An 11,898-nucleotide genomic window follows, 5' to 3' on the forward strand; every position below is an offset into this window, starting at 1 on the left:
CCCTTTCATGATTATCGTCCACCATCTCGAGAACAGCCGGTCGCAGCGAATCCTTTGGTTGCTCGAGGAATTGCGGCTCGATTACGAGGTGCGGCGCTACGAACGCGATCCCAAAACGATGCGCGCGCCCGCCGCGCTCAAGAAGGTGCATCCACTGGGCAAATCGCCGCTCGTCGAAGAGGATCATGTCGTCCTCGCCGAAAGCGCGGCGATCATCGAGCATTTCGTCGCGAGGAGCGGCCGCTACGGCCCTCCAGAGGACCCGCTTCTCGCGCGCCTCTACAATTTCTACATGCATTATGCGGAAGGCTCGTTGATGCCGCCGCTGTTCGGCAGTCTCATCGTCAAGCGGCTCGGCATCCTCGGCCGCCCCGCCCGCAAACCTCTGCGCGGGATGCTGCATGAACATTTCGCGTTTCTCGATCGCGAACTTGCGGCGCGGGAATGGTTTGCGGGGCCGGACCTGACGGCCGCCGACATGATGATGAGTTTTCCGATGGAAGCCGCACAAAGTCGCGCGGGGCTGGACGAGCGCTACCCCAATATCCGCGCGTGGCTGAAGCGCTGTCACGAACGTGAAGCCTATCAGGCAGCGCTCGCGCGTGGCGGCTCGTACGATTACGCCTAGTTGACGCAGGCAAGGCGGGTCCGCACAACGGCGCCGATAAAAGTCTCCTGGGGGAGTGTGAAATTATGGACGACCTGACGCAGCCCAGGACCGGCGGCATCGGCCTGCAATGGCAGATGCTGATCGGCTTCCTTGTCGGCCTGATCTTTGGCCTGATCGTCTATGCGACAGCACAGGACGCAGGCTGGGTCGAGCAAGTCAGCCAGGTGACAGGGTTCATCGGGCAGCTGTTCCTGCGGCTGTTGTTCATGCTCGTCATTCCCTTGCTCTTCTCCGCGCTCGTCGTGGGGATCGCGGAGATGGGGGATGCGCGCAGCCTCAAGCGGGTGGGCCTGCGGACGCTGTTCTACACGGTGTTGTTGTCGAGCGTCGCGGTGGTCATCGCGCTTGCTGCGGCGAATATCTTCCAGCCGGGCGCGGGTGTCGATCGTGCCATCGCCGAGGGCCTGCTTGCGGATGCCGCGGAGGGCGCCGCCGCGATCATCGACCGCAACGCCGAGACCCCTGGCGGCCTCGATGCGGTCCTGGCCATCGTGCCGTCCAACGTCTTCAGTGCCATGAGTGCCAACGACATCCTCGCCGTGATGTTCTTCGCGCTGTTCTTCGGCATTGGCCTACTGTTCACCGACAGCAAGCAGGCGAACATCCTGCAGGCCGGCATCGAAGGTGTCTTCCACGTCACCATGAAGCTCATCATGTGGGTCATCCGCCTGGCGCCCATCGCCATTGCATGCTTCATGTTCAACCTCGCCAGCGCGTTCGGGTGGGACCTCCTTCTTCGCCTCGCGGCCTATGTCGGCGTCGTGCTGCTCGCGCTCGCGGTGCACATGTTCGTGATCTATCCGATCGTGCTGCGGCTGTTCGCCGGCGTCAGTCCGATCTGGTTCTTCAAGAACGTCAAGGAAGCGATGCTGATCGCCTTCTCTACGGCAAGCAGCAACGCGACCCTGCCTTACGCCCTGAAGGTCGCCGACGAGAACCTCAAACTCCCGCGCGCGCCCGCCCGCTTCGTTCTCACCATCGGCGCAACTGCCAACCAGAATGGCACCGCCATGTTCGAGGGCATCACGGTGCTCTTCCTCGCGCAGTTCTTCGGTGTCGACCTCACCATCGGTCAGCAGGTCATCGTGCTCCTGATGTGCATCCTTGGCGGCATCGGCACGGCAGGCGTTCCCGCCGGCTCGCTGCCCGTGGTCGCGCTGATCCTCGCGATGGTCGGTGTGCCACCGGCGGGCATCGGTATCGTCCTCGGCGTCGACCGGTTGCTCGACATGTGCCGCACGACCCTGAACGTCACGGGCGACCTGGCCATCGCCACGCTCGTGTCCAAGGGCGAGGACGACAAGCCCAAGACGGAGCTTTCCGACCTCCAGACCGCATGACCCTCGACGACCTCCCGTCGCGCTACGATACGATTCTCTGCGATGTCTGGGGTGTGATTCATGATGGCGCACGACTGTTCCCAGATACGCTTGCGCGGTTAGAACGCTGGCGAGAGGAAGGGCGAACGGTCGTCATCCTCACCAACGCGCCGCGGCCTGCGGATCGCGTCGTGGCGGACCTCGAAGCGATAGGGCTGTCGCGCGAGCTGTGGCACGACCTCACTTCCAGCGGGCAGGCGGGCATCGAGGCGCTCACCCACCCACCCCGCAAGGTCGGGTTTGCAGGCAGCCGTTTCGACTATGACGATCTCACCGCACACGGCGTCGACATCGCGCTACGCGGCGAAGCCATCGAGGAAATTGCGCTGACCGGCCTCGATGAACATCGCTCGAGCGTTGCCGAATATGAGGAGGAGATCACCGCTTGGATCGAGCAGAACCTGCTCGTTCACTGCCTCAACCCCGACGTCATCGTCATGCATCGCGGCGAGGAAGTCCTCTGCGGCGGCGCGATTGCGGAGGAAGTCGAGCGAAGGGGAGGGCGAGTGCGTTATTACGGAAAGCCCCATCGACCGATCTACGAGCATGCGTTGAAGCTCGCCGGCAACCCCGACCGCGACACGGTGGTGATGATCGGCGATAATCCCGCTACCGACATGCTGGGCGCGTGCCGGATGGGAATAGCGGGCGTGCTCGTTACTGCTGGCGTTTCCCACGCCGGATACGAATGGGGCGCCGAGTTCGAAAACTGGCGCCCCTTGATGACCGTCGGAGGTCTGTAAAAGCCTAAGCCGCGTCGCCCGCGATTAGGTAACGCTGCTCTTCGGCATTCTTGATGAGTGCCGCCTGCAGCTTTTCGAACGCGCGCACCTCGATCTGCCGGATACGCTCGCGGCTCACACCATAAACCTGGCTGAGATCCTCGAGCGTCTTGGGATTTTCGGTCAGACGCCGCTCGGTGAGGATATGTTGCTCGCGCTCGTTGAGCGCGCTCATCGCATCCATCAGCAGCTCGTGACGGACTCGGCGTTCCTCGTCGTCCTCGACGATTTCGTCCTGAAGCGGCGCTTCCGAATGCAGCGTGTCCAGCCACTGCGTGTCCCCTTCGTCATCCGCACCGCGCATAGGCGCGTTGAGGCTCGTATCGCCCCCGCGCGCCATGCGGCGGTTCATCGAGATGACGTCGTCTTCGGACACGCCCAATTCGGTCGCGATGTGCGTCACGTCCTCGGGCTTGAGATCGCCTTCCTCGAAGGCTTCGATCTGATTCTTCATCCGCCGAAGATTGAAGAACAGCTTCTTTTGCGCCGCAGTGGTGCCCATCTTGACGAGGCTCCACGAGCGCAGGATGAATTCCTGAATCGAGGCGCGGATCCACCACATCGCATAGGTCGCAAGCCGGAAACCGCGCTCGGGCTCGAACTTCTTGACGCCCTGCATCAAGCCGATGTTTCCTTCGGAAATCAGCTCCGAGACAGGCAGTCCATAGCCGCGATAGCCCATCGCGATCTTCGCCACCAAGCGGAGATGCGAATTGACCAGTTCGGCCGCCGCTTCGGTGTCGCCATGCTCTTTCCAGCGGGTCGCGAGCATATATTCGTCCTCAGGGGTGAGGATCGGGAATTTCTTGATCTCCGACAGATACCGGTTGAGGCCGTCTTCGCCTCCGGTGCTCGGGATCGACAATGCTGCGCTCTTCGCCATTCATAGCTCCTTAGCACGTGCGACCTGAATAGGGTCTTGCCGCAGTGCGCTCATGCGGGTCGGTTTTAATAGCCCACCCAATCCTATACGTGAAGGGCATCCAAAAGTTCACGCATGTCCGACGGAAGTGCGCTGTCAAACGACAAACGGTCGCCCGAGGCGGGATGTAGGAACCCTAGCCGCGCCGCGTGCAATGCCTGCCTGGAAAACCCCAGCTCCTTCAAGATCGTTCGATGTTCCTTCTTGGTACGTCCGTAGAACGGGTCGCCGATCAGCGGATGCCCCAGATGGGCCATGTGCACGCGCACCTGATGCGTGCGCCCCGTCTCGAGGCGACATTCGATCAGGCTCGCGGACTTGAGATTGGTTTGCTTCGTCCAGTGCGTCACGGCCCGCTTGCCGCGCTGGGTTTCGACCACCGCCATCTTCTTGCGATTGGCGCTCGACCGCGCGAGCGGCGCATCGACCGTGCCCGACCCCGCCAGCATCAGCCCCGAGGCGACTGCCGTGTAGGCCCGCTCGATCGAATGGTCGGCGAACTGTTTCGCCAGCCCCTCATGCGCGGGGTCGGTCTTGGCGACGACCAGCAATCCCGACGTGTCCTTGTCGATGCGGTGGACGATGCCGGGCCGAGCCACCCCGCCAATGCCGGACAGGCGCCCGGCGCAATGGTAGAGCAGTGCATTCACCAAGGTGCCGTCGGGATTGCCCGCCGCCGGATGCACGACCAGCCCCGCGGGCTTGTCGACAACGATCAGATGCTCGTCCTCGTGAACGATCGTGAGCGGGATATCCTGCGGTTCGGCGTGGTGCGGGCGCGGTTCGGGGACGTTCAACACGAAGCGCTCGTCACCTTTAACCTTTGTCGCCGGATCGCGTACGGCTCCGGCGGCACTTTCGAGTGCGCCCGAGGCGATCAATTTCTTGACCCGCTCGCGCGACAGCGTGCCCGCCACATCAGTGACCGCGCGGTCGAGCCGCCAGCCTGCATGGTCGCTATTCAGCACGATGTCGTGACGCCCCCCGCCCATAGACGCCAAGATGGGGAAGGGCCGGAGACGCTTCAATAGGGGTTGCGTCGCTTCGGCCTGCTGGCCATCAACAGACGCCATGACCGATCATGATTTCGCCGCGCTACTTTGCAGCCGTCTCTGCCACGATCTGATGAGCCCCGTGGGCGCACTCAACAACGGCCTCGAATTGCTTGAGGACGAAAAAGACCTTGGAATGCGCGAACAGATTGTCGAACTGCTCGGCGACAGCGCCGCCGCGACCGCGGCCAAACTGAAATTCTTCCGCCTGGCGTTCGGCGCGGCGGGCGGGTTCGGCGCCGAAATCGATACGGGTGAGGCCAAGATGGTGCTCGAAGGATTGCTCGGTCAGGAGAAGAAGGTCGAGCTCGAATGGATGGTCGAGGAACCGCGCCTTCCCAAGGACGCCGTCAAACTGCTCCTCAATCTCGCCCTCATTGCGGGGGACGCGCTGGTGCGGGGCGGCAAACTCGACGTCGGCGCGGAAAAACGTGGCGATCTCATCGAAGTCGTCATCCGCGCCGAGGGTCCGCGCCTGATCATGGACAAGACGCTGCGTGCGATTCTCGAGAGTGGGCAGGCGCCGGAGGATCCCGAACCTCGCACCGCCGGAGCACTCCTTTCCCTCAAGCTGGCGGAAAGTCTCGGCGGAGGGATCCAGTTCTCCTCGCCCGCCGAGACGGTGATGATGATCGGCGCTTCACTGAACGCCTGAAAATGGCGCATTCGCTAACGCGCTTTTAACCTTCCTTGCGGCATGACGCTCCCGAACAGCTACGGGACGTGACCAAAGCATGGACGATCTGATTGCCGATTTCGTCGCGGAAAGCCGCGAAATGCTCGAGAGCCTGGGGGGCGAGATCGTCGCCTGGGAGGCCGAGCCCAGCGACCGCGCACGCCTCGATAACATCTTCCGCTTCGTCCATACGGTGAAAGGCAATTGCGGATTTTTCGACTTCCCGCGCCTCGAGGCCCTCAGCCATGCTGCCGAAGACGCGCTGTCCGACGTACGCGCCGGTCGACGTCAACCCGATGCCGATATGGTGAGCGCGGTCCTGGCCATCATCGACAAGATCGGGGAGATGATCGAAATCATCGATCAGGGCGAAGAGCTTCCCGAGGGTGACGACAGTGCGCTCATCGCCGCCGTTTCCGGAGAGGGTCCGATCGAAGCGGTCGCCGCTGCGCCTGTGAATGTCAGCGAACCCGCCGCAACGGCACCCACGAGCGCCCCGCGAACCATCCGTCTGTCGGTCGAACTGCTAGACCGGGTCATGAGCGGCGTCTCCGACATGGTGCTTGCGCGCAATGAATTGGCTCGCCGCCTGCGCGAAGCCGACGAGGACCCCGCCGTCGCGGGTGCCTTCGAGCGCCTTTCCTCGATCATCGCCGATATGCGCGACAGCATCACCCGCACCCGCATGCAGCGCATCGAGAATCTTTTTGTCGCGTTGCCCCGCCTCGTCCGCGACCTTTCGGGTGAACTCGGCAAGCAGGTTCTCGTCGATATCGACGGGGGCGACGTCGAACTCGATCGTGAAATGATCGAGATGATCCGCGACCCCCTGACCCATATCATCCGCAATGCGGTCGATCACGGCATAGAGGCGCCCGCCGAACGCCTCACGGCCGGCAAGCGCGAAAATGGGGTTATCAGCGTCTCGGCGCGGCAGTCAGGCAACCAGATCCTCATCGACATCATCGACGACGGCAAGGGCATCGATGCCGACCGCCTCGTCGAAAAGGCCATCGCCAATGGCGTGATCGACAAGAAGGTCGCGCGGGAGATGAGCCGGAGCGACAAACTCAGCCTGATCTTCGAGGCCGGTCTCTCGACCGCCAAGGCCGTCACCTCCGTGTCGGGCCGCGGTGTGGGTATGGACGTCGTGCGCTCCAACATCGAGCGGATCGGAGGCCTCGTCGAAATCGACAGCAAGCCGGGCGAGGGCACGCGCATGACGTTGCGTGTCCCGTTGACGCTCACCATCATCCCGGCGCTGACCGTCTCGATCGGCGACCAGCATTTCGCGATTCCCCGCAGCGCCATCGACGAGATCGTCCGCGCCAATGGTGAAAGCGTCACCCTGGAGCGCGTCGGCGGTGCGGGCATCGCGACCATTCGAGGCCGCCGCGTACCAGAAATCGCGCTTGCGGACGTCCTCGGCCTCGACAGCTCGCTGTCCGACGAAGAACGCACGCTGGTCGTCCTGCGCCCCGCGGGCGGAGACGTCTATGCCCTCGCGGTCGACCGGATCCACGATCACGAGGAACTGGTCGTCAAGCCTGCCGCGCCCGCCGTGATGGCGACCGGCCTCTATGCAGGCACGACATTGGCCGACGATGGATCGCCCATTCTCCTTTTCGATGCTGCGGGGCTCGCGCACGTCGGAGGCGTCAAACTCGAGAAACAAGACCGTACCGCGCGTGTCGGGGAGGGCAAACAGGCCGCCAACGACGATCTGGTCGAACTTCTCCTCTTCCGCTCGCTCGCCGGCCAGCGCCGCGTCATCCGGCTCGGCAATGTCGATCGCATCGAAGATGTCGCCACCAGCGCCTTCAGCCAGAGCGCGGGCGCGATGCGCGTCACCCTGGGCGAACAGATTCTCCCACTTGCGGGGATCACCGACCTGACGGCGCTCGAAGGCCGCGACCGCGTCCGCCTTTTCCGTCTTTCGGACGGCGAGCGCGAGATCGGGTACGTCTTCGACGAAGTGATCGACCTCAAGACCCTCAGCCACGACGTCATCGCTGCCGAAGGGCAGGGCGAGGTCGCAGGTGTCAGTCTGGTGGGTGAGGAACCCGCCGAAATGGTCGACACCCACTATCTCTTCGCCACCCTTGGCGATGACGGCAGACATTGTTCGAACAACCTCGTCTGTGCGCTTCCGGCCGACGATCCCTGGATGAAGAACATGCTTCGTCCGATCGTCGAGGCCGCCGGCTATCGCGTCGTCGCGCGCGGCACCGACGCCGCCGAGGACGCGGACCTCGTCATCGACGCTCGTGCCGATGCCGCCGCGCCAGAGGGGTCGAAGGCAAAGCTTCTCAAGCTGCGCGCGACACCTGACGGCGATGCCGACAGCATCTACCGCTACGACCGCGCAGGCCTGCTCTTCGCCCTCAAGACCGCTGCCGGAGGAGACGTCGCATGAACCTGCTCCTGATCTGCACCATCGGCGACAGCCGTGTCGCACTGGACGCCGCCCGAGTGGAGAGTGTCATCGAACTGGACGCACTCAGCCCGGTCCCGCGCGCGCCGACGCATCTTGCTGGACTGTCGGCGCTTCGCAGCCGGGTCCTTACCGTCGTCGATTGTCGCCGCGCGCTCGATCTCGGTGCGACCGATTTCGCTGCCGACAGGATCCACGAGGCGGCCGTCGTCGAAGTCGAGGGCCATCATTATGCGCTGAGCGTCGATAGCGTCGAGGACGTCGTCGAAGGATCGAGCGATCCGACGCCGGTGCGCGCGAATATGGGCGCAGGCTGGGAACGTGTCGCGCTCGGCATGGTCGACACGCCCGAAGGCCCGCTGCTCCTTGTCGATATCGACGCGATCATCGCTGGCCCCGACGCCGTCGAGACGCGCGCTGCTTAACCGCCTGTTTGCACTTTAACGCTACACCGTCTCACAACGAGACTCCAACCCGAAGGCTGACCCACATGAAGACCTGCCTCATCGTCGATGACAGCAAAGTGATCCGCAAGGTTGCGCGGCACATCCTCGAAACGCTCGACTTCAAGGTCGAAGAAGCCGGCGACGGCAAGGAGGCGCTCAGCCATTGCGAGCAGGAGATGCCCGACGTCGTCCTCCTCGACTGGAATATGCCGGTCATGAGTGGCATGGAGTTTCTGAAGCTCCTGCGCCAGGGCGGCCACGCTGACCAGCCGAAGGTGGTCTTCTGCACGACCGAGAACGACATGGCGCACATCCGTGCCGCGCTGGAAGCGGGCGCGGACGAATATGTCATGAAGCCGTTCGACCGCGAGACGCTGCACGTCAAACTCCAGCTCGTCGGCGTCGCCTAGTCAGGAGCTCCCCATGGGCGGGGTGCTCGCATCCACAACCTTTGACGAACCGGGCCGCACCGACAAACGCGTGCGGCTGATGGTGGTTGACGACAGCACGGTCGCGCGCGCGGTGCTGACGCGCATGATCGAGAGCGATCCCACCTTCACCGTCGTCGCCGATGCACCCACCGCCGAAGATGCGATCGAGCAGCTGCGTCATGTCGACACCGACATCGTGCTTCTCGACCTCGAAATGCCCGGGGAAGGGGGACTGAAGAAGCTTCCCGAAATCCTCGAAGCCTCGCGCGGTGCGCAGGTGCTCGTCTGCTCCTCGCTTGCCGAGGAAGGCGCGCAGGCGACCGTGTCGGCGCTCGCAATGGGCGCATCGGACACCATCCCCAAGCCCGGCACCGGCCGTTTTGGTGGCACGTTCACACAGGTGCTGCTCGACAAGCTCCGTGCGCTCGCCAAGTCGGGTGCGGTTCCCAAACCGGCTATCCCCATCCCGCCAGCGCCGACGCCCGTGCGCCTTGCGAAGCTGCGCAACGATCACGAAGGCCCCATCGACGTTCTGCTCATCGGCTCGTCCACCGGCGGCATCCACGCCCTGGGCAATTTCCTGCGTGCGCTGCCGCCAAAGATCGGCGTGCCCATCTGTATCACCCAGCATCTGCCCGGCGCCTTCATGACCGTCTTCGCGCGGCAGTTGACCCAGTTCGCCAACCGCAAGACCCATGTGGCCGACGACGGCCACCCCTTGCTTGCCGACCGCATCTATATCGCGCCCGGCGACAAGCACCTCGAGATCAAGGCCACCGCTCACGGTCTTATGGCGCGCCTCACGGAGGGCCGCACGGCCGTGGGCTGCCTTCCCTCGGTCGACCCCATGTTCGCTTCGGCCGCCGAGGCCTGCGGCGAGCGCGCCTGCGGCGTGGTCCTTACTGGCATGGGCCGCGACGGCACGGCGGGCGCGCAGCGGCTCGTTGCGTGCGGCTCGGTGGTCATGGCGCAGGACGAAGCGTCGAGCGCCGTGTGGGGAATGCCCAAGAGCATTTTCGACGCGGGTCTCGCCTGTCGCCTTGCACCACCCGAGGAGCTTGCAAGGTTCGTATCCAAGCGTATCGGAGGCGCCGCATAATGGCGATCAGTGACAGCAGCAGCCGGATCCTCGCGGGTCTCCTCGAAGCGCGTACGGGGCAGCAGCTCACGATGAGCCGTCGCTGGCGTATCGAGACCGCGCTCCAGTCGATCCTGCGCAAGCGCCAGATCGGTTCGATCGACGAGCTGATCACGTTGCTCGTTACAAACAAGGAGCCGCGGCTGTCCGACGAAGTCGTCGAAGCGCTGTTGAACAACGAAACCTACTTCTTCCGCGACCGTGCGCCCTTCGACATGCTGGCGCGTGACCTCCTCCCTACGCTCCGAAAGGCACGGATGGCAGAGCGGAAGCTGAGCCTGTGGTCGGCCGGATGCTCGACCGGTCAGGAGGCCTACAGCCTCGCGATGATGATCGCCGAGGACCCTGTCGCGTGGCAGGGCTGGACCATAGAGATCGTGGGCACCGACGTTTCCAGCGCGGTGATCGACCGGGCGCGCGAGGGAATGTTCACGCATTTCGAAGTGCAGCGCGGACTCGGGATCCAGCAGACCGTCCGCTGGTTTGCCGAGAAAGGCGATGAGTGGCAGGTCGCACAGAGCATTCGCGACAAGGTCCGCTTCGAGGTGCGAAACCTGTTCGACACGCCGCCGCGCCCGGGGCGCTTCGATCTCATCCTGTGCCGCAACGTGCTGCTCTATTTCTGCGCGCAACGACGCGGAGAAGCCTTCGAAAACTTCGCGCGTGCCTTGAGGCCGGATGGCGGACTGCTGCTGGGCGCGGGTGAGACCGTCATCGGCCAGACCGACCGCTTCGCTGCCGACCGGATGATGCGCGGCATCTATCGCCTCGATGGCCACGAAAATGTGGATCGGCGCGCTGTCGGGGCTTGACCCGCGGCCTCCGAAAAGTGCCTAACAGCGGCTCCATGGATGTAGTCGATCGACCTTCCCCCAATTGCAACGAGCGGCAACTGCCCGTCTCGATGGTTGTCCTGCATTATACCGGGATGCCCACCGCCGAGGCGGCGCTCGACAAGATGTGCAGCGAGGCCGGCGGGGTGTCCGCGCATTATTGTATCGTCGAGGACGGGACCATCTACCAGCTGGTGGACGAGGAGAAACGCGCCTGGCACGCGGGGAAAAGCTACTGGCGCGGGATTACGGACGTGAATTCCGCCAGTGTCGGTATCGAGATCGTCAATCCCGGTCACGAATTCGGCTATCCCGACTTCCCCGACGAACAGATTGCCGCCCTGATCCCGCTCCTGTCCGACATCAAGAACCGCCATGGCATCAGCCGCGGCAACATCGTCGGCCATTCGGACGTCGCGCCCAGGCGAAAGCAGGACCCCGGCGAGAAGTTTCCCTGGCCCGCGCTTGCCAAGCGTCGCCTCGCGCTTCCCTCGCCGACGCGCGATCTCATGGACCCGTTCTGGACCGATGCCGGCTTCATGCTCGCACTCGAGCGGTTCGGCTATGACGTGACCGACGAAACGGCGGCGGTGGAAGCCTTCCAGCGGCGTTTCCGGCCCGAGACGATCGACGGCATCATCGATGGAGAATGCAGGGCAAAGCTGCTCGCCCTCTTGCTGCCCCGTCCGCAATAGACCATATCGCCCGTCGTCAGGGGGCCGGGCGGCCGCGAGGGAGTGATCCTTCGAGGAAAGTCCGGGCTCCACGGAACGACGGTGCCGGGTAACGCCCGGCGGGCTCGCCTCAGGGCGGGTTCAGGGACAGTGCCACAGAAAGCATCCCGCCGCGCTTCGGCGCGGTCAGGGCGAACGGGTGTGGTAAGAGCGCACCGCGTCGGCGGCAACGTCGGCGGCACGGTAAACCCCACCGGGAGCAAGGCCGAATAGGGGCGGCGCATGAACCGGTTCCGGTTCGTCGCCCGGGTTGGCTGCTGGAGGTCGCCGGTAACGGCGGTCCTAGATGAATGGTCGCCCATCCCGCGACAAGCGGGTGGACAGAACCCGGCTTACAGGTCCCCTGGCGTTTTTCTGCACGACCGCGACAGGACAGGGTGGTCAGCATCGGTTGCGCCACC

General features: G+C 64.0%; 12 protein-coding genes and 1 other RNA gene. 11 read left to right on the forward strand and 2 right to left on the reverse strand.

The window, feature by feature from the left end:
- Window positions 1-7: 7 nt before the first annotated feature.
- From WJS89_RS01485 to WJS89_RS01495, 3 genes are all read left to right on the forward strand, one after another.
- Window positions 8-628, forward strand: coding sequence for a glutathione S-transferase family protein (locus WJS89_RS01485; RefSeq protein WP_346339160.1), 621 nt, complete (start codon window positions 8-10; stop codon window positions 626-628).
- A 65-nt stretch (window positions 629-693) separates the two neighbouring features.
- Window positions 694-2,010: a dicarboxylate/amino acid:cation symporter gene (locus WJS89_RS01490; RefSeq protein WP_346339161.1), complete on the forward strand. Its 1,317-nt coding sequence runs from the start codon at window positions 694-696 to the stop codon at window positions 2,008-2,010.
- A complete protein-coding gene (locus WJS89_RS01495; RefSeq protein ID WP_346339162.1) occupies window positions 2,007-2,792 on the forward strand; it encodes a TIGR01459 family HAD-type hydrolase in 786 nt (261 codons plus the stop codon). Before WJS89_RS01490 ends, WJS89_RS01495 begins: the two co-directional genes overlap by 4 nt.
- A 4-nt stretch (window positions 2,793-2,796) precedes the next feature.
- Here the strand turns inward: WJS89_RS01495 and rpoH are convergent, their stop codons facing one another.
- Together rpoH and WJS89_RS01505 are read right to left on the reverse strand one after the other, a co-directional pair.
- Window positions 2,797-3,714: an RNA polymerase sigma factor RpoH gene (rpoH, locus tag WJS89_RS01500; RefSeq protein ID WP_346339163.1), complete on the reverse strand. Its 918-nt coding sequence runs from the start codon at window positions 3,712-3,714 to the stop codon at window positions 2,797-2,799.
- Between the two features lie 83 nt (window positions 3,715-3,797).
- Window positions 3,798-4,745 carry an RluA family pseudouridine synthase gene (locus tag WJS89_RS01505; RefSeq protein ID WP_346339164.1) on the reverse strand — a complete coding sequence of 316 codons (948 nt, stop codon included), beginning with the start codon at window positions 4,743-4,745 and terminating at the stop codon, window positions 3,798-3,800.
- A gap of 79 nt (window positions 4,746-4,824) precedes the next feature.
- On the opposite strand from WJS89_RS01505, the gene WJS89_RS01510 reads away from it, so the two are divergent.
- The 8 genes from WJS89_RS01510 to rnpB all read left to right on the forward strand — a co-directional run bounded on the left by WJS89_RS01510 (window position 4,825) and on the right by rnpB (window position 11,848).
- Window positions 4,825-5,460, forward strand: coding sequence for a histidine phosphotransferase family protein (locus WJS89_RS01510; protein WP_346339165.1), 636 nt, complete (start codon window positions 4,825-4,827; stop codon window positions 5,458-5,460).
- Window positions 5,461-5,539: 79 nt separating this feature from the next.
- Entirely contained in the window at window positions 5,540-7,897 is a 2,358-nt protein-coding gene (locus WJS89_RS01515; protein ID WP_346339166.1) for a chemotaxis protein CheA, read from the forward strand.
- Window positions 7,894-8,340, forward strand: a complete 447-nt coding sequence (locus tag WJS89_RS01520) for a chemotaxis protein CheW (protein ID WP_346339167.1) — start codon at window positions 7,894-7,896, stop codon at window positions 8,338-8,340. Before WJS89_RS01515 ends, WJS89_RS01520 begins: the two co-directional genes overlap by 4 nt.
- Window positions 8,341-8,405: 65 nt before the next feature.
- Window positions 8,406-8,771, forward strand: a complete 366-nt coding sequence (locus tag WJS89_RS01525) for a response regulator (protein WP_343347162.1) — start codon at window positions 8,406-8,408, stop codon at window positions 8,769-8,771.
- A 13-nt stretch (window positions 8,772-8,784) separates the two neighbouring features.
- Window positions 8,785-9,891 (forward strand): chemotaxis-specific protein-glutamate methyltransferase CheB, encoded by a 1,107-nt coding sequence (cheB, locus tag WJS89_RS01530; protein WP_346339168.1) that lies wholly within the window; start codon window positions 8,785-8,787, stop codon window positions 9,889-9,891.
- On the forward strand, window positions 9,891-10,742 hold the full coding sequence (locus tag WJS89_RS01535) for a CheR family methyltransferase (protein ID WP_346339169.1): 852 nt from the start codon (window positions 9,891-9,893) through the stop codon (window positions 10,740-10,742). The genes cheB and WJS89_RS01535 overlap by 1 nt, the downstream gene beginning before the upstream one ends.
- A gap of 35 nt (window positions 10,743-10,777) precedes the next feature.
- The gene (locus tag WJS89_RS01540; RefSeq protein WP_346339170.1) at window positions 10,778-11,458 is read left to right on the forward strand and encodes an N-acetylmuramoyl-L-alanine amidase; all 681 of its coding nucleotides are present in this window, start codon (window positions 10,778-10,780) and stop codon (window positions 11,456-11,458) included.
- A 16-nt stretch (window positions 11,459-11,474) separates the two neighbouring features.
- Window positions 11,475-11,848, forward strand: an RNA gene (gene rnpB / locus WJS89_RS01545) — RNase P RNA component class A.
- Window positions 11,849-11,898: the final 50 nt, after the last annotated feature.

The organism is Sphingomicrobium aquimarinum (genome assembly GCF_039655735.1).
Taxonomy (GTDB): Bacteria; Pseudomonadota; Alphaproteobacteria; order Sphingomonadales; family Sphingomonadaceae; genus Sphingomicrobium; species Sphingomicrobium aquimarinum.